Origin of the sequence: Rothia sp. P6271, from assembly GCF_048512995.1 — a bacterium.
Taxonomy (GTDB): Bacteria; Actinomycetota; Actinomycetes; order Actinomycetales; family Micrococcaceae; genus Rothia.
Genome location: NZ_JBLXXV010000002.1, coordinates 111257 through 128829, shown reverse-complemented (window position 1 = coordinate 128829; position 17573 = coordinate 111257). Strand labels below are relative to the sequence as shown.

17 protein-coding genes and 1 tRNA gene are annotated in these 17573 nt (G+C 45.9%); 3 read left to right on the top strand and 15 right to left on the bottom strand.

Annotated features, from left to right (window positions below):
• Positions 1-91 precede the first annotated feature (91 nt).
• Positions 92-2122 carry a threonine--tRNA ligase gene (gene thrS, locus ACN08X_RS02945; protein WP_419107846.1) on the bottom strand — a complete coding sequence of 677 codons (2031 nt, stop codon included), beginning with the start codon at positions 2120-2122 and terminating at the stop codon, positions 92-94.
• A gap of 239 nt (positions 2123-2361) precedes the next feature.
• Here thrS and ACN08X_RS02940 point away from each other — a divergent pair, with 239 nt between their 5' ends.
• The 3 genes from ACN08X_RS02940 to ACN08X_RS02930 all read left to right on the top strand — a co-directional run bounded on the left by ACN08X_RS02940 (position 2362) and on the right by ACN08X_RS02930 (position 3679).
• Positions 2362-2667 carry an ArsR/SmtB family transcription factor gene (locus ACN08X_RS02940; protein ID WP_419101328.1) on the top strand — a complete coding sequence of 102 codons (306 nt, stop codon included), beginning with the start codon at positions 2362-2364 and terminating at the stop codon, positions 2665-2667.
• On the top strand, positions 2664-2987 hold the full coding sequence (locus ACN08X_RS02935) for a hypothetical protein (RefSeq protein ID WP_419107845.1): 324 nt from the start codon (positions 2664-2666) through the stop codon (positions 2985-2987). The genes ACN08X_RS02940 and ACN08X_RS02935 overlap by 4 nt, the downstream gene beginning before the upstream one ends.
• Positions 2988-3157: 170 nt before the next feature.
• A complete protein-coding gene (locus tag ACN08X_RS02930) occupies positions 3158-3679 on the top strand; it encodes a GNAT family N-acetyltransferase (RefSeq protein WP_419107844.1) in 522 nt (173 codons plus the stop codon).
• Positions 3680-3711: 32 nt separating this feature from the next.
• Here the strand turns inward: ACN08X_RS02930 and ACN08X_RS02925 are convergent, their stop codons facing one another.
• The 14 genes from ACN08X_RS02925 to obgE form a co-directional block, all read right to left on the bottom strand.
• Positions 3712-4422: a lipoyl protein ligase domain-containing protein gene (locus tag ACN08X_RS02925; protein ID WP_419107843.1), complete on the bottom strand. Its 711-nt coding sequence runs from the start codon at positions 4420-4422 to the stop codon at positions 3712-3714.
• A gap of 184 nt (positions 4423-4606) precedes the next feature.
• Positions 4607-5605: a class 1b ribonucleoside-diphosphate reductase subunit beta gene (gene nrdF, locus ACN08X_RS02920; RefSeq protein ID WP_419101638.1), complete on the bottom strand. Its 999-nt coding sequence runs from the start codon at positions 5603-5605 to the stop codon at positions 4607-4609.
• Positions 5606-5711: 106 nt separating this feature from the next.
• Positions 5712-7865: a class 1b ribonucleoside-diphosphate reductase subunit alpha gene (nrdE, locus tag ACN08X_RS02915; protein ID WP_419101639.1), complete on the bottom strand. Its 2154-nt coding sequence runs from the start codon at positions 7863-7865 to the stop codon at positions 5712-5714.
• Positions 7862-8329 carry a class Ib ribonucleoside-diphosphate reductase assembly flavoprotein NrdI gene (gene nrdI / locus ACN08X_RS02910; RefSeq protein ID WP_419101332.1) on the bottom strand — a complete coding sequence of 156 codons (468 nt, stop codon included), beginning with the start codon at positions 8327-8329 and terminating at the stop codon, positions 7862-7864. Before nrdI ends, nrdE begins: the two co-directional genes overlap by 4 nt.
• Positions 8330-8400: 71 nt before the next feature.
• Positions 8401-8625 (bottom strand): glutaredoxin-like protein NrdH, encoded by a 225-nt coding sequence (gene nrdH, locus ACN08X_RS02905; protein ID WP_419101333.1) that lies wholly within the window; start codon positions 8623-8625, stop codon positions 8401-8403.
• Positions 8626-9175: 550 nt separating this feature from the next.
• On the bottom strand, positions 9176-10264 hold the full coding sequence (locus tag ACN08X_RS02900) for an App1 family protein (protein ID WP_419107842.1): 1089 nt from the start codon (positions 10262-10264) through the stop codon (positions 9176-9178).
• A gap of 83 nt (positions 10265-10347) precedes the next feature.
• On the bottom strand, positions 10348-10794 hold the full coding sequence (locus ACN08X_RS02895) for a hypothetical protein (RefSeq protein WP_419107841.1): 447 nt from the start codon (positions 10792-10794) through the stop codon (positions 10348-10350).
• A gap of 128 nt (positions 10795-10922) precedes the next feature.
• A complete protein-coding gene (locus ACN08X_RS02890; protein WP_419107840.1) occupies positions 10923-12236 on the bottom strand; it encodes a hypothetical protein in 1314 nt (437 codons plus the stop codon).
• 322 nt (positions 12237-12558) lie between these two features.
• Positions 12559-12631: transfer RNA gene (locus tag ACN08X_RS02885), tRNA-Ala, on the bottom strand.
• A gap of 185 nt (positions 12632-12816) precedes the next feature.
• The gene (gene rsfS, locus ACN08X_RS02880) at positions 12817-13248 is read right to left on the bottom strand and encodes a ribosome silencing factor (RefSeq protein WP_419107839.1); all 432 of its coding nucleotides are present in this window, start codon (positions 13246-13248) and stop codon (positions 12817-12819) included.
• Between the two features lie 64 nt (positions 13249-13312).
• Positions 13313-14548, bottom strand: a complete 1236-nt coding sequence (locus tag ACN08X_RS02875) for a hypothetical protein (RefSeq protein WP_419107838.1) — start codon at positions 14546-14548, stop codon at positions 13313-13315.
• 240 nt (positions 14549-14788) lie between these two features.
• The gene (gene nadD, locus ACN08X_RS02870) at positions 14789-15427 is read right to left on the bottom strand and encodes a nicotinate-nucleotide adenylyltransferase (RefSeq protein ID WP_419101640.1); all 639 of its coding nucleotides are present in this window, start codon (positions 15425-15427) and stop codon (positions 14789-14791) included.
• Positions 15428-15547: 120 nt separating this feature from the next.
• A complete protein-coding gene (locus tag ACN08X_RS02865) occupies positions 15548-15781 on the bottom strand; it encodes a hypothetical protein (protein ID WP_419101338.1) in 234 nt (77 codons plus the stop codon).
• A 170-nt stretch (positions 15782-15951) separates the two neighbouring features.
• Entirely contained in the window at positions 15952-17505 is a 1554-nt protein-coding gene (obgE, locus tag ACN08X_RS02860; protein WP_419107837.1) for a GTPase ObgE, read from the bottom strand.
• Positions 17506-17573 lie beyond the last annotated feature (68 nt).

Genomic DNA, 17573 nt, shown 5'->3' with positions numbered 1-17573 from the left:
CGCTATTGTAAAGTTTTTCCTTGTCGGAAGGATTCTTTACAAGAGCGACAGTTTCAACACATGAGATGTCTTGGCTGTATAGGTTTTTCTTCTATTCTGCCGGTGTTTCAGTTGTTGCGCGAGGGTCTTCGTTCACACGGTTCTTGATGTGTTCAACAATGCGTTGGATAGCTTCTGCTACGGGCACACCATTTTCTTGGGAGCCATCACGGTAGCGGAACGACACTGCCCCATTTTCTGCGTCTTCTCCACCAGCAATGAGAATAAAGGGTACTTTCTCTTTGGAGGCGGTACGGATCTTCTTGGGGAATCGATCTGTTCCGTAGTCGACTTCTACGCGAACCCCTTCAGCTCGAAGCTTGGTAGCAATATCTGCCATGTAATCGTTAAAGGCTTCTGCCACTGGCACAGCAATAACTTGTACGGGCGATAGCCATGCGGGGAATGCACCTGCATAGTGTTCGGTGAGTACGCCAAGGAAACGTTCAAAAGATCCAAACTTTGCAGAGTGAATCATGACAGGTTCTTGACGTGTTCCGTCTGAGGCTTGGTATTCTAACCCGAATCGTTGTGGCTGGTTGAAGTCATATTGAACAGTAGACATCTGCCAGGTACGGCCGATGGCGTCTTTCGCTTGTACGGAGATTTTAGGTCCGTAGAATGCTGCTCCACCTGGATCTGGTACAAGTTCTAGACCGGTTTCGGAGGCGACTTGTTCAAGGACTGCTGTTGCTTGTTCCCATTGTTCGTCGGTGCCGATAAATTTGTCTTTTTTATCGCCTTCTGTGTCTCGGGTAGACAATTCGAGGTAGAAGTCTGTCATACCGAAATCTTCTAGCAGGCTGAGCATAAATTTGAGCAGATGACGAATCTCATCGGGTGCTTGTTCTTTAGTGACGTAGCTGTGTGAGTCGTCTTGGGTAATCATACGAACTCGGGTGAGTCCTTGTAGTACACCTGATTTTTCGTCACGGTAGACGGTTCCAAATTCGAATAGTCGTAATGGTAGCTCTCGGTAGGAGCGTCCTCGTGATCGGAAAATCTCATTGTGCATGGGGCAGTTCATGGCCTTGAGACGGTAGTTTCCGTTATCGAGTTCCATGGAGGGGAACATACCGTCTGAGTAGTATGGCAGGTGCCCAGAGGTGTAGAACAGGTCTTCTTTGGAGATATGAGGGGTGCTGACGTATTGGAAGCCTTCTTGGATGTGGCGTGTGCGTACGTAGTCTTCCATCTCACGTTTGATAATGCCACCTTTGGGGTGGATGACGGGTAGACCGGGGCCGATGTTTTTAGGGAAGGAGAAGAGGTCTAGTTCTTCTCCTAGTCGTCGGTGGTCGCGTCGTTCAGCTTCTGCGATACGTTCTTTGTAGGCTACAAGCTCTTCTTTGCTAGGCCATGCAGTTCCGTAAATGCGTTGGAGCATGGGGTTTTTTTCAGAACCGCGCCAGTAGGCTCCACCTGCACGCATGAGGGCGTACCCGTTTCCGATAAGTTTTGTGTTGGGTAGGTGCGGGCCACGGCAGAGGTCACGCCATACGGTTTCCCCAGTTTTGGGGTGAACGTTGTCGTAGATGGTGATATCGCCGGCGCCGACTTCTACGGAGGCGCCTTCTGCTGCGTCAGCCCCAGAACCGGGACCTTGGCTGAGGCTCAGCAATTCGAGCTTGTAGGGTTCTTGCGCCATTTCTTGCGTTGCTTGTTCTTGGGTCACAACGCGGCGTACAAATTTTTGTCCTGATTTGATGATTTTGATCATCAATTTCTCAATTTTTTTGAGGTCTTCAGGGGTGAAGGGGTCTTCAACGTCAAAGTCGAAGTAAAAGCCGTCGGTAATATATGGTCCGATGCCGAGTTTTGCGTCTTTTCGGTACTCTTGGACTGCTTGAGCCATGACGTGCGCGGCGGAGTGACGGAGGACTTCTAGACCTTCTTGTTCGTGGATGCTGACGGGGACGATAGAGTCGCCCTCGTGTAGGGGTGTTGAGAGGTCTACGAGTTTGTCGTTAATACGGGCAACGACAATATCACGGTCTTCGGTGAAGAGTTCGGCGGCTGTAGTGCCGTCTTCAATGGTGCGTTTTTCTCCGGCAACGTCTACAGAAATATGTGCGACAGACATCTGTCTCCTTGTTTGTGTGTTGTGCACGCCCGTACTAGGGGCATGCTCGGTATCTACTGTGCGCGGTACAAGAGCGCACATTGTCTTTAGTGTACATGCGTTTTTTAGTGTTGTTATAGCTCTTAGTTCATGTGATAAGGCTAGTGTCTTGTGGAGTGTCTAACATTTATAAAAATTTTTTTATACATTATCGAACAACCCCTTGACCCACAAAGAAATCTTTATATAAAATTTCTTTTATGGATAGCGAGAAGACGTGGGAAACAGAGTACAGTGGCTCCGTTGCACTCTTTGCAGCGTTAGCACACCCTTTGCGTTTAGCTTTGACACATCATCTATCCAAAGGGTCACACACCGTCAGCGAACTCTTCACCTGTATGGGAGTCTCGCAACCTCTCGTCTCCCACCACCTCAAAATCCTCAAAGAAGCTGGAGTTATTACCAGCACACAGACAGGACGTAGCATCATGTACGAAGTAGCGGACCATCACGTCACGCACATCATTAACGATGTCTACGAACACACCAAGGAGAATAACTCATGAGCACCGCAACTTTACACCGCGAATCAGAAGCACATGCACACACCCACGGACCAAACTGTGGCCACCTCGCAGTCATCCACCACGACCACGTAGACTACATCCACGGCGACCATGTACACCGTGAACACGATGGACACTACGACGAATGCGTTACCTGCGAATGTGGCGACTGCAACGACAGCTGTGCAACCTGCGAATGCGACAACTGCAACTGCCCCACATGCAACCACGCAGCATGTGAATGTGGCGACTGCTCAGATGCTTGCGTCAACTGCGTCTGCGAAAACTGCCAGTGCGCAACATGCAACCACGCAGCATAAACATATAGCTAACACACATGCTAAAACGTGGTGGGTGATAAGGACTTAGTCCTTATCACCCACCACGTTTTAGAATCACGAAGACACCACCGATGGGCTATTCCGCTTAAGAGAAATATCCGTTAGATTGTTTACATACATGACGTTGCCCACAACATTTAGGACTTGCCATGGAAAAGTACATCACCCTCATCACCAACACCATCACTCCACTGTGCAAATCACCTCAGCGTCTCAACCTACGCCCTACCAGCCAAGAAGATTATGAAGCCATTGCGCGTCTCCTCTTTAGCGCATACGATGAATCAACTTTCCCCACCCAAGAAAACGCCCAACACTACGTAGAAACGATACTCAACGGAACACACGGAGAGTTCTACCCCGAAGCCTCCCCCATCCTCATCGACGATAACGGTCGAGCAGTTGCTGTTCTCCTCAGCCTCAAAAACCGTCTAGACCACAACGGTCCAGAAAACACCCCTACGCTACTAGAACTTATTACTGCACCTTCACGACGCCGTGAAGGAATTGCCGAAGAACTCATTACCTATGCACTTGATGTGATGCACACGCAACATCATGAGGCTGCAAGCACCCACATCAACGAAACAAATGCTGCAGCGCTTGCTCTCTACCTCACCCTTGGATGGCAACGCTGGACACCTCAGGACGACACATTCCTACCCGCATAAGGCAAACGCATTCTATGAATTACCCCATAATCTTATAGCCTACGGGATTCAATAATGCTTTCTGTCCAGAACTTCTCATACCCTTCAAGGACAGCGTCCTCAACATCTTCAACCTTGATTTGAGGAATAACATCGCTCAACGCCCCGACAGTATTCGGCTCTAAAGGTATCGCTAAATGCCGGTAGACTTCTGCGGTAACTTTTCTCAACGGAGCAGAATCTTCTACCACGATCCCTGTGCTAAACCACCATGCGCCAGAAACAACGCGCTGAGCTGTGCCAACAATTTTGAGACGCTCTCCTTCTCCAGCATGGATAAACACTGAATATTCTCCAGGGCAATACTCCCCCGGCAACTCACCCACTTCTGCACAAAAACCTAACGAAGAAAGTATTTGAACAAAAAATTGTGCAAAAAACTCAAAACGACGATTGTTCCCACTAATAGCATCAGCAGAGGGCGCAAAATGGTCAATCACTAAAGAACCCGCATGATAAGCAGCAGCATGACCGCCCACAGGTCGCACCTGCGGTAAAAACCCTAAACGGCGAGAGGCTTCAGCTGCATCCTCAAAAGAAGGATTATGTTTGTCTCGTCGCCCAAACGCCATATTTGGTGCAGGACGATAGAGGCGAAGTGTCTGTTCATCTTCTCCGCACGCAACACGTCGTAAGAACTCCACGGACTCTGAGAACGGATGAATATGTTCTCCAGGGCGTTCAGTATCAAGAATAATACGCACAGCACAGACCTCTTAACCTCATATCAACAATATATTTATCTCTATCATCGCTGATAAAACGCATGGTGTCTTCGGGCAAGACACAAGATATCCGATGTCTTCTGCAGATTAAGAAAAGTGGTGTGCTTTCCTCCCGTTCAGATAGAAAGCACACCACCATGAGTTTTAACCTCTTCAAACTGGTTTAGAAATCCCAGTCATCGTCCTCAGTGTTAACAGCTTTACCAATAACATATGAAGAGCCAGACCCAGAAAAGAAGTCATGGTTTTCATCAGCGTTAGGAGACAGCGCCGAAAGGATAGCAGGGGAAACATTTGTTACCGATGCAGGGAACATTGCTTCGTACCCAAGGTTCATCAACGCTTTATTAGCGTTATAGTGCAAGAATTTCTTAACATCTTCGCTCAAGCCCACAGAATCGTAGAGAGAATGAGTGTATTGAACTTCGTTCTCGTACAGTTCATAGAGCAAGTCAAAGGTGTAGTCCTTGAGTTCTTGCTGACGCTCAGGAGTTTCTTTTTCTAGACCGCGCTGGAACTTGTAGCCAATATAGTATCCGTGGACGGCTTCATCACGGATAATCAGACGAATCAAATCAGCAGTGTTCGTGAGCTTCGCGTGGGAAGACCAGTACATCGGAAGGTAGAAACCAGAGTAGAACAAGAAAGATTCTAGCAATGTAGAAGCAACTTTCTTCTTCAAGGGGTCTTCACCTTGATAGTAGTCCATCACAATATTTGCTTTTTTCTGCAAGTGTTCGTTCTCTGCAGACCAGCGGAACACCTCGTCAATCTGTTTAGTTGAGGCAAGCGTCGAGAAGATTGAAGAATATGATTTCGCGTGGACTGATTCCATGAACGCAATGTTGGTGTACACCGCTTCTTCGTGGGAAGTCACAGCATCAGGTAGCAAAGAAACTGCACCAACAGTACCTTGAATGGTATCGAGCAAAGTCAAGCCTGTGAAGACTCGCATGGTGAGTTGTTGTTCTTCAGGAGTGAGCGTCTTCCACGACTGAACGTCGTTAGAAAGTGGAACTTTCTCAGGCAACCAGAAATTAGCGGTTAGGCGATCCCACACTTCAAGATCTTTTTCGTCTTCAATACGGTTCCAGTTAATAGCTTCAACGTGGTGAATCAGTTTCACCTTTTCGCTCATCATCATTGTGTTCTCCTTATCGATGAACTGTTCTTCACAATCTCATGTGATGTATGTGTTGTTGCTCTGGTGTGGGGCAGTTCGAGTGCTACTACCCCACACCATCATAGTTTATGCGCGCACAGCGACATTAGAGCATGCAGGAAACGCAACCTTCAACTTCTGTTCCTTCAAGAGCCATCTGTCGGATACGTGAGTAGTAGATCGTCTTGATGCCTTTACGCCATGCGTAGATTTGTGCCTTGTTCACGTCACGAGTGGTAGCTGTATCACGGAAGAACAGCGTTAGTGAAAGGCCTTGATCGACGTGTTGTGTTGCCACAGCATAGGTGTCAATAATCTTTTCGTACCCAATCTCGTATGCGTCCTCATAGTATTCGATGTTCTCGTTTGAAAGGTAAGGAGCTGGGTAATAGACGCGCCCAAGCTTACCTTCTTTACGAATCTCGATTTTTGAGGCGATTGGGTGGATGGAAGATGTTGAACCGTTGATATATGAGATAGAACCTGTAGGCGGAACAGCCTGAAGATTCTGGTTGTACATACCGTATTGTGCAACATCAGCTGCAAGAGCTTTCCAGTCCTCTTGGGTGGGGATGCTGTGTCCTGCAAAAAGTTCACGCACGCGTTCAGTTGCAGGTTCCCATTCTTGTTGGATGTACTTCTGGAAGAACTCTCCGCTAGCATATTTTGATTTCTCAAAGCCAACGAAGGTTTCTTGGCGTTCACGCGCAATTTCCATTGAGGCTCGAATCGCGTGGTATGTGACCGTATAGAAGTAGATATTGGTGAAGTCTAGAGCTTCTTCTGAACCATATTTGATGCGTTCACGGCCAAGATAACCGTGCAAGTTCATCTGGCCAAGTCCCACGGCATGGCTCATCGAGTTACCGCGTTCGATAGAGGGCACGGAACGAATATCTGAAAGGTCAGATACTGCGGTAAGAGAACGAATTGCCGCGTTAACGGTTGATCCGATGTCTTTGCCGTCCATCGTCAACGCAATGTTGAGAGAGCCAAGGTTACAAGAGATGTCTTTACCAATGGTCTCGTATCCTAGGTCAGCATTGTAATAGGACGGTTCTGATACCTGAAGAATCTCTGAGCAGAGGTTTGACATGATGACTTTACCGTCAATGGGATTTGCACGGTTAACGGTGTCTTCATACATGACATAGGGGTATCCGGATTCGAACTGTACTTCTGCGAGAGTTTGGAAGAATTCACGGGCGTTAATCTTGGTTTTCTTAATGCGGGCGTCATCGACCATCTCGTAGTACTTTTCGGTGACAGAAATATCAGAAAGTGGTTTGCCGTATACTCGTTCAACGTCGTACGGAGAGAAGAGGTACATGTCCTCGTTCTTCTTTGCCAGCTCAAAAGTGATATCGGGGATAACAACACCGAGAGAGAGCGTCTTAATACGAATTTTTTCGTCCGCGTTTTCACGCTTGGTGTCAAGGAACGAGTAGATGTCGGGGTGGTGAGCGTGCAGGTATACTGCACCAGCACCTTGACGAGCACCTAGCTGGTTTGCGTAGGAGAAAGAATCCTCAAGAAGTTTCATCACGGGGATGACACCAGAGGACTGGTTCTCAATCTTTTTGATAGGTGCACCAGCTTCACGAAGGTTTGTCAAGGCGAAAGCAACACCGCCGCCACGTTTAGATAGTTGCAAAGCGGAGTTGATGGAACGTCCGATGGATTCCATATTGTCTTCAACACGAAGGAGGAAGCAAGAGACGAGCTCGCCACGCTGTTTTTTACCTGCGTTTAAGAAGGTTGGGGTTGCTGGTTGGAATCGTCCGGAGATGATTTCTTCAACAATTTTGACGGCTAGTTCTTCGTTACCTTCAGCAAGGAGCAATGAGACCATGACAACGCGGTCTTCGAAGCGTTCTAGGTAGCGCTGACCGTCAAAGGTTTTGAGAGCGTATGAGGTATAAAACTTGAATGCACCCAAAAAGGTAGGAAACCGAAACTTTTTGGAGTACGCCAATTTAGAAAGAGATTTAATGAACTCGAAGTCATACATCTCAAAGATGCGTTCTTCATAGTATTGGTGTTTGACGAGGTAGTCCATTTTTTCTTCCAAGTCGTGGAAGAAAACGGTGTTGTTATTGACGTGCTGGAGAAAGTATTGGCGTGCGGCTTGACGATCAGCGTCAAACTGAATTTGTCCGTCTTCATCATAAAGGTTGAGAAGAGCGTTGAGTTCGTGATATCCAAGTCCGCGGAACTTTTCTGGCACGGTGGGATCTTCGTGTCCAGGTTCGTGGCTCATGCCGGGCACAGGGAGTTTTGAATCCAAAATTTTTCCAATCCTTCTTGAACGTTAGTGACGTCTTCGGGTGTTCCCATCAGCTCAAATTTGTAGAGGACAGGAACCTGACATTTTGCTGACACAATATCTGCGGCGACGCAGTAGAGTGAACCAAAGTTGGTGTTTCCCGCTCCTATGACTCCGCGCATTAGGGCACGGTTTTCTGGAACGTTAAGAAACTTTGTGGCTTGCGGTGGAACAGAGCCTGATCCGCCGGGTCTGCCGTAGCTCGGAACGCAGAGTACGTATGGTTCGTGTACTCGTGGTGTCTCTTCGCTAGTTTTTAGAGGTAAGCGTATAGCTCGAACCCCTGTTTTGAGAATAAATTTATGAGTATTTTCAGAAACCGATGAGAAGTAAACAACCAGAGGGCTACCAGATGTGGTGGTCACGGTGGAGTCTGCTTCGCGTGTTTGTTGTTCCATGAGAAGCTCCAACCTTATCTATGCGGTTTAGGGTGCGGTGATGAGCCAGAGGTGATGCGAGGTTCAAAGGTTTATGCGCTCAAGGAGCTGATGAGATCTGGGCGGAAGCCTGACCAGTGTTGGTCTCCAGCAATAACGACGGGGGCTTGGAGATAACCGAGTTTTTTGATGTCTTCGAGCGCTTGCTCGTTTTCGGTGATGTCTACGATGTTGTACTCGATACCGTTTTTCTCTAGTGCACGATATGTCATATTGCACTGCATACAAGCCGGTTTAGTGTACACCGTTACTGACATTGTTATCTCCTTGGTATCACCAGCAGGTGGCGATAGGTTCTCGTCGTAGGGCTATAGATTATGGGTTCGTTGTGGTGAGCTCTTTGAAGACTAGTGTTTATCAAGTCGGTGAGCAACGAACGGATTAATACTACATCTAGTGTGCGAGGACTTCTAGATACCCTAGATAGTGTGGTCTACTCGCCATTTCTCTTAATCCACAGCATTTTTCGCTTATTTATAGGGCTTATGGCAGTTATCCACAATTCCATTTAAACACCTGTCTAGACACCCTCCTTTTGGAGGTCTCTAACACACCGGCAAAAAGGTGTCACCAATGCGCCCCGTGTTCTCAACGGAGGAGATTCAACCCAAACCTGAACTTTGCTGTTACCGGCACTTCTGAGAGAAATTTTTAACGCTTTTTTGCTCTTGGTGTGTCGCCTAGGATGAAATATCACATCCCCCGTTGAGGGGTCAAGCAGCCTTTTACAGGAGCTTCTTAACCCCTCTTGTAGAACCTTCAAACACGACTCAACGCCCCAAATACTAGGTAGCTCGAATTGCACCTCTAGTCTTTGAGAAGCCCTCTATTTTGCAATTCACGAATAAGGCTCGCTCCGTCATTAGCTTCAGACCAACTCTTACCTTTAGTAATTTCTTGAGCGCGACTATCCCCCCATACCCGCCCAGAAGCTAAGACAGACTCACCAATCGTCAAATTACGAATCAAGATAGCGGCAACATTCTGAGGGTAACGCACCGCAAACCCGCTATAGATCTCAGGATCTCTTTGCCCATCATCCCCAATAAGAATCCACTTCATCTCAGGGAATTCTGCAGCAAGACGCTTAAGCGAATCCACCTTATGTTCTGTACCGGAACGGAACCAATATTCAGGGGTCGGGCCCCAGTCAGTTAGCAGAAATGTTCCTTTAGGGTAAGCGTTACGGGACAGGAAACGTTGTAATGTAGGCGTAATATTCCACGCCCCCGTTGATAGGTACATAAACGGGGCATGAGGATGTTCACGGTGGATACGATCTAAAAGAACAGACATACCGGGAGTTGGAATACGAGCGTGCTCATTCAAAACAAAAGAGTTCCACGCAGCTAGGAGCGGACGAGGAAGAGCTGTCACCATGACAGTGTCGTCGACATCGCAAATAACACCAATTTTTTGGTCTGGTGGAACAACATACACAGTTGTTTCTGCGCTCTCTCCCCCAAGAACTGACATAATCACCTGATGTAAACCAGGTTCTAGAGAGATTTCTAGTTGTGCGTCTAGTACACCGCCACGGTCTGTTCGCAATAAGAATGTCTGTGAACCAATCTGAACCGACACTTCAGCATGAGCAATCGCTATTGCGGTGAAAGAACGCCAACCACGGATTTTTTGTTCGGGCGCATCATCATGCCCTGCATCAAAAAACTTTTCGAAGAGATCAGTTTTATAGAGTGCTCGCCCTAGGACACGAACCCAGCGTGTTGTGCCATAGCCAACGCTAGGAACAAAAACAGGTTCTTTATCTGCTCTGCGCGCTCGTTTTTCTCTCCATTGGTGGATATAACCCGCCATACGATATCCCAGATGAGCAGCACCATCAGCTGCTTCACTCGCCATCTGACGTAGGTCTTGAGTGCCTAATGAATCCATACCTCTAGTTTTTCACATTAACGAAACAATGGTGTGAAGATTCGTCTTATAACGAACCTTCACACCATTAAAAAGTTTTTCTTTTAGTGCATTGTCAAAACACAGTGGGCAGCACCTTCACCTTCTGCTTCAGCAGATTCTACAGGCTCAAAAATTCCCATCGATTTGATAGCGCACCGAACAGTCTCTTCAGGTGTTTTAGCATAAACAGATACCGCAATAACATGACCTGATAAGTCATGAATGTCGTCTGCGTTAACTCGGTAGAAAGTTGGCTCTGCGCCAAAAGAATGTTCGTTACCAGAGAATTCTTTCTGATCGATAAAGAAACGCGCTGTACCAGGTTGTGGCTTTTCACCGATTTCTGCATTGCCAGTGACCACTTCTGTCTCAATAACCACGAAGTCACGATTTTCTTCGAAACCTGAGGTCTTTTCGATGGTAAGACCAGGAACTGATCCTTCAGCGCAACCACTAAGTAGAGCCGTTGCGACCAATGCAATTGAAGCGAAAACTGATTTATTAGCCATACCCAAAAATATAGCGTGTTCCGAGTAAAATACGGGGTATATTTCAGGTATTTTGCGACAGTTCGTCAATAAATTTTACTTTTCCCACGTCAAAATACTTGTTTTTACACTAAAAATATAACCAAATGCTAGTAAGAAGTAACCCATTTGCAAGTCAAAGTAGCTGACCACTCTTTTGGTACACCTTGAGGGGTAATTGGAACTTTCACTGTCTCAAGTTTAGCATTTGCACATTCCTTACGAACCTCTTGTACCGTTTCACTCCAAGAAGGACCTCGAGTAGACCACTCATCACCTCGTGAATCCACTAAAGATCCGACAACCAGCAAGCCACAAAATACTATTTTTGATATTTTCTGGTACAGCCCTTCTTCCGCCCAACTCAATAGAATTAAAATAGAAGCAGGAACGAATATTGAAGCAATTAATGAATAACGAGAGGCTTTTGCTACTCCATTGTTCACAGAAATAATATCTAAAGTTGCAAAATTCATTGTTGCCGTTAGAAATAGAATTCCCGCAGAAAACAACAGGAAAGACATAATTTTTGTTGGCAGGGGAGCCTGTTTATAACAAGTCCAAACCGTGTAGACGAAGATAGTTACTGTAGCTAGAGAAGTAAGGAAAGCCCCAACTAATAGCACCGAAAGTTGAGCAGCTGATTCTCCAGTTAAAGGAACTGTCATTCCACGTACAACTAGAGCATTTAGAAAAGTTATAGGAGCCGACAATAAGTCTAGTATCACTGAAGTCCTAGCATGCGGTTCTAGTAACATAATATGAATCAAGATTATAGGGAAGAATACTAGCGGAACTATTTTTGCCCTAGCAGGAAGAACAATAAGACGCCAAAGAGCGATAGGAAGCAAAGCAATGGTTAGGGGGTCTGAAAGGGCTCCACCAATCATGAGAAATAATGCTAATAGAATTCCAGGTATCGTTGTAAAACTTCCCAATAGTGCTGCCGTGGCTCCTACGTCTAAAAACCACCTAAGATTTGTAATATTACCAAGAACTTCTTGCTGTCCAGATCCACCAAATATAACTAAAGCTGCGGCTGCAATTGCCCACCAAACATTTTTTACATAAGGGTTCAAAAGCATCAGTAAGAGGAAGAAGAGAGCAACACGTATAGCAGCAACCGAGAGCGCTGTACAATGTGAGAAGTATTCAGGGTTGTTCAAACTACAAATGTTAGCAATCCCTCGCGGGTAAACATGGAGGTATCCTGTATAAACGTTAAACAAATCACCTCCATTTTTTAGGGATTCGCTAAGGAAGATGCTTCCATCTTCTTTATGTAAATGGTCGATATAGACACCTTGAAGTCGAGGGGTAAGCAACCAAAAGAATCCAATGAGAGCAATAACAAAACTCCAAATTCTATATTTTCCTCTTGGAAGACAACTAGAAAGCTGAGGGTGTTTTAATAACGGAATCAAAGTCTCCCCTAAAATAACTTCTAAAATGCGAATCAGTACTGAATATAGACGGGTTATCTAAATAAATTTAGACTTACATTAAGTGTATTTTATATAATATATATGCTACAGAATAAAAACATTCCAATTTATATTTATTACCATATAAAACAACGTTTCGATAGCTCAACAACACTTTACATACACAAATAATAAATTTTAAAACTAAGCCTTGTGCGGGTAACTACTTACCTCGCAGCAAATAACACCCATAAATTAAATAGACTTCCCAAAATATTTTATACGCGCTTCAATAAACTGATGTAGCTAAATCATAAACTAGTGGAGATAAGGGGACTCGAACCCCTGACCCCTTGCATGCCATGCAAGTGCGCTACCAGCTGCGCCATATCCCCATATATATTTTTCTTGTACCAAAGTACTCATCTATCATACACGACAAAAAAGATAGGAGGCAAATATCTTGAGAAGATTTTTGCTATGATTCTTTGTCTCCAAAGACCCTCTTACAGAAGCTAAACTACCTCAAACTGTATGCTTGCTCTACGTTTAGCCTCTGCAAGAAAGATGACATCAAGCTTTAGAGCTCATCCTCACGAATCATTTGCTGATCTTTTTCTTGGTCGACCTCTTCTAACGCTGGCGCTTCGCTTTCTAACCCAAGGGGAATACGCGGAGCGTCAGACCACAAACGATCAAGAGCATAGAAAGCACGGTCTTCTTCATGCTGAACATGAATCACGATATCTTCAAAATCTAGAAGAACCCAACGCCTACCAGAACGGCCTTCACGCCGAGTGGGCTTCATGTCCATCTTTTCACGAAGGTCATCTTCCACTGCATCAACAATGGCGTTCACAAGGCGCTCATTATGCGCAGAAACAACAAGGAACCCATCAATAAGGCCCATTCTCTCGGCAGTATCTACAGCAAAGAGGTTTGTCCCTTGTTTGTCCTCAGCAGCTTGAGCCGCAATTTTCAATGCTTCGACGGATCGAGGGGAAGCAGTCATCGTGTCCTTTCATGACACTTCATATCCACTAAAACCGAGGATACGAATCATCTAAGAATAAAAATTACTGAAAGAATACAAACCATACAGCAATAACAGCCACAAGAACAAGAGCCAGCACAATAAAGAGCCAAATCTTAGAAGAAGACTCTACTTCACTCTCTGCATTCTCAGGTGCTGAATAATCCACATTCTCGGAATCTTCTACATTTACTGGCGAGGAAGCGTCATGATGATGTTCCGCACTTGAAGCAGCAAGCTGTTCACGAATACTCAATGTCTCTTGCTCTACAACAGAACTCTGACTAAGAGCTTCTTGCCCTTTAGCTGTTTTCTGAGCGATAGAGGCAACGTCGTCAGCAAAGTTTGTTGGTTCAGAGGAAGTATCTTTCCTTGCAATAGGAAGGACTCCCACAAAACTTTCCTCTTCCTCAGACTCTACAGTATCTTCTAGAGTCAAGGCTGTTTCTTCAGCCCCAGCAGAATCTACGGAAGCTTCCTGCGCAGAAGACGAAAGAGTACCTTCCCACGGAATAGAAGTATTAGAATCTTCTGTCTGCTGCACAAGAGAATCCTCTTCCCCAGCAGAAGAGACATCTTCTGACAGATGATAGTCACAAGATTCTAAATCTAAGCCGTGTGCATCTACCGCTGCCACCGGCTTGGGCAGGATTGGCTCTTCACGGTATTCTTCTACTTCATCTTCAGATGTTGATTCAGATAAAGCGTCTGAAAGAGAAGGCTCGTCAACATCCGCCACTAACGCATCAGTTGTTTTGGAGTCATCAAAATCTTCTACGCTGACGAGTTCATCATCAAAAGAATAGTCACTTGCAGAAACAGCATGCGTAGAAGCATCAGGGGTATCTTCTTGCTCGCCTTCTGATGGCAAGGAAGAAACCTCTTCACCGGGAGTAGCTGCTATCACGCCAACATCTGCACGCGTATCATTCTCGCCAGTGAACTGTTCGCCGTTTAAATCATCATGAGCGCGAATGTCACCTTGTTCAGCTAACGCAGAAAAGCGTTGTTGAACAGACAAAGCCTCATCACTAATCGATGTTTCAGGTGAGCTAACCTTGGTAGCTGGCATGTATGCAACAGGTTCTTCAGGCAATTCAGTTCCGTCGCGTAAAGCACGCAAATATGCTGCGGCATCAATGCGATAACGCGCAAGACGACGTGGCCCCATAGGGCGAGTAGGAGGCGGAACCTCAATTCCGTCTTCGGTCACAAAGGATTCGAAGAGGTAAGAGTCCTCGACTGAATCTTTCTGTTCCTCAGCGTTATGTTCTGTCACTGATTCCCCTCAAACTATTAGCATCAAATAGATAATATTCTTTTGAAGATTTTACCAACTACTATAGTGCAGCACGATCTTTATCTCATTATATGTTCATAAGAAAAGAACAGCTGCTACTTCTGTGTTGGTGTCTTGTTTATTCTCTTGCGCAATACTGAACAGTAAAAGATACCAACATTTTAGAAAACCTATGGTGAAGACCAATTCTCTGCACGATAACGCATGAGCAGAATTCTTTTACGGTTCTAACGTATTCTTTTCATCCAAAGATTTTCCATCATATAGATGATGTTTATCGATATATCGCACAACACCGTCAGGAACCAGATACCAAATAGGTGCTTGCGCCATCGCCCTATCCCTAATATCCGTTGAAGAAATGGCCAATGCAGGAACTTCCATCAACGCATAGTTTTGTTGATCAACCTTTGGTTTTTCTAGCTCATGACCAGGACGGGTCACCCCCACAAAATACGCAAGATCCCATAACTTATCTGCGTCTTTCCACGTCAAAAGTTGGTTCATAGCATCAGCACCAGTGATAAAGAACAAATCACAATCAGGACGTTGTGCTCGTAGCTCCGTCAACGTATCAATCGTATACGTTGGGCCAGCTCTATCTATATCAATCCGACTCACCGTAAACATAGGGTTAGAGGCAGTCGCAATCACCGTCATTAAATAGCGGTCTTCGGGAGGAGTTACCGTCCGCTGCTTACTTTTCTGAAGAGGTAACCCCGTCGGAACGAAAGTGACTTCATCTAAATCTAAACGAGCAGCAACCTCACTAGCTGCCACCAAGTGACCATGATGAATGGGATCAAAAGTGCCACCCATAACCCCCAGCCGAGTACGGCCGGGGACACGAAAATGCATATTTTTTGGGGCTGGTTGACCAGCATTTTCCTGCTGCACAGGACTCCTTGAAATGAAAGCTATGCTTCATCAGCTCGAAAGCTACACCAAGTTATAGCTCATGAGCCAAAGACGCAAAGACTAGTGACCATGCTTTGCGTGATAATCAGCAAGTGCTTCAACTTCATCGCTACCAATATGGTTAGGAGCATGTTCAGGACGAACAAGACCACGACCACTAAAAGAAATGCAAATAAAGAACATTACGGTAAAGGCAATCACAGCTAATGCTAGATACACATAGGTTGGGATGCCATATACAAGATGTTCAGCGTGTTCGCCGTGTTCACTCGCTAAAATTAGTGCCTCACGCATATTCGAAGTTCCTTCCATCAAAGTATTATTGTGCGGTGCAGGCTCAAAGCCCACTCATATGCTACCTGTTATCTCACTCTTAATGTGAGATAACACCAATGAGAAAATAGAATCTTAGCAATTATGCGCTCTGCGAAGACACTCTTATACGACAAAGAAAGCCCAGAAAATTAGCTATTTTTTTTCTTAGCATCAACAGATTCTGTCCAAACCCCCGCTGCTCTTTCAGCCTCAAGCTCTGCACGAGCAGCAGCCTTAGCGTCCATACGTTCTTTGTACTCAGCTCGTTTCTCAGCACGGGTCGGACGAACAATTTCTTCAAGACGCACATCGGTTCCACGAGGAGAGGTCAGAAGTTCTGCACCGCCAACCATCGTAGGTTCCCAGTCAAAGATAACAGAATCGTTTGATTCTCCAATCACAACAGCATCTCCAGCGCGAGCACCCTGTTTGAAGAGTTCTTCCTCAATACCCAGACGAGCAAAACGATCAGCAAGGTAGCCGACAGCTTCATCATTATTAAAGTCTGTCTGTAAAATCCATTTTTCAGGTTTCTTACCAATCACACGGAACAATGGCTCAAGGTTTCGTTCTTCGCGACGAATTATGAATTCTTGCTGTTTACGATGGCGGAATCCTTTAGGACGAATCACCGCGATATCTTCACCAGCTTGTTCTTTTTCTGCAGCTCTTTGGTCTCTATCTTCTTGAACAATTTTTGCCATCGCAAAAGTCAGTTGACGTAGCCCCTCATGCGAGGCAGTAGAAATCTCAAATACTTCGTAGCCGCGCTCTTCAAATTCAGGACGAACAAAATCAGCCAATTCACGAGCTTCAGGCACATCAATTTTATTCAACACAACGATTTGAGGGCGTTCGTGCAAAGGAACTGTCACACCAGCGGTCGGATCAACTTCGTAGTTTTCAAGTTCACCGCAAATAATGTCAAAGTCAGAGATAGGGTCACGGCCCGGCTCTAAAGTGGCGCAGTCGATGACGTGAACAAGAGCAGAAGAACGTTCAACATGGCGCAGGAAACGATGTCCTAACCCTTTACCATCTGAAGCACCTTCAATGAGGCCAGGAACGTCCGCTACCGTATAGCGAACGTCACCAGCTTGTACTACACCGAGGTTAGGAATAAGGGTGGTAAAAGGGTAATCAGCAATTTTAGGGCGAGCAGCAGAGATAGCTGCAATCAGCGAAGATTTACCCGCTGATGGAAAACCGACAAGGGCAATATCTGCAATTGATTTGAGTTCGAGAACGATATCGCGTTCTTCACCGGGGATACCCAATAAAGCAAATCCTGGTGCTTTACGCTTTGCTGACGCTAAGGCAGCGTTCCCTAGTCCGCCTTGTCCCCCGCGGGCAGCAATAAATTCATCGCCAACGTGCAATAAGTCCGCAAGAACGTTGCCATCTTTATCTTTGACGACGGTTCCTTCAGGTACTGATAGTACGAGATTTTCCCCGTTAAACCCATGGTGCATATCGCCTCGTCCAATATCTCCATGAGGGGCACGCTGGTGTGGAGTATGGTGATATTCCAATAAAGTAGTGGACTGCCCGTCAACGGTGAGAATAACGTCTCCGCCGTTACCGCCGTTACCGCCGTTAGGCCCACCCAGTGGTTTGAACTTCTCGCGACGAACAGATACGCAACCGTTGCCACCATGGCCACCAGATACATGTAGTACAACGCGGTCAACAAATTCTGCCACGAAAAATTCTCCTTGTTTCGTTGAGACACTATTTCTCGTATATTTCGCCTATTGACAATAGTGTCTTG

What these genes read in the sequence shown, in the direction of transcription:
- nrdE (WP_419101639.1), bottom strand. Translation starts at nt 7,865, where the DNA reads ATGAGCCACGAACCTGGACACGAAGATCCCACCGTGCCAGAAAAGTTC.
- ACN08X_RS02935 (WP_419107845.1), top strand. Translation starts at nt 2,664, where the DNA reads ATGAGCACCGCAACTTTACACCGCGAATCAGAAGCACATGCACACACC.
- rsfS (WP_419107839.1), bottom strand. Translation starts at nt 13,248, where the DNA reads ATGACTGCTTCCCCTCGATCCGTCGAAGCATTGAAAATTGCGGCTCAA.
- nadD (WP_419101640.1), bottom strand. Translation starts at nt 15,427, where the DNA reads ATGCATTTTCGTGTCCCCGGCCGTACTCGGCTGGGGGTTATGGGTGGC.
- thrS (WP_419107846.1), bottom strand. Translation starts at nt 2,122, where the DNA reads ATGTCTGTCGCACATATTTCTGTAGACGTTGCCGGAGAAAAACGCACC.
- ACN08X_RS02930 (WP_419107844.1), top strand. Translation starts at nt 3,158, where the DNA reads ATGGAAAAGTACATCACCCTCATCACCAACACCATCACTCCACTGTGC.
- ACN08X_RS02900 (WP_419107842.1), bottom strand. Translation starts at nt 10,264, where the DNA reads ATGGATTCATTAGGCACTCAAGACCTACGTCAGATGGCGAGTGAAGCA.
- ACN08X_RS02940 (WP_419101328.1), top strand. Translation starts at nt 2,362, where the DNA reads ATGGATAGCGAGAAGACGTGGGAAACAGAGTACAGTGGCTCCGTTGCA.
- nrdI (WP_419101332.1), bottom strand. Translation starts at nt 8,329, where the DNA reads ATGGAACAACAAACACGCGAAGCAGACTCCACCGTGACCACCACATCT.
- nrdH (WP_419101333.1), bottom strand. Translation starts at nt 8,625, where the DNA reads ATGTCAGTAACGGTGTACACTAAACCGGCTTGTATGCAGTGCAATATG.
- ACN08X_RS02895 (WP_419107841.1), bottom strand. Translation starts at nt 10,794, where the DNA reads ATGGCTAATAAATCAGTTTTCGCTTCAATTGCATTGGTCGCAACGGCT.
- ACN08X_RS02865 (WP_419101338.1), bottom strand. Translation starts at nt 15,781, where the DNA reads ATGCGTGAGGCACTAATTTTAGCGAGTGAACACGGCGAACACGCTGAA.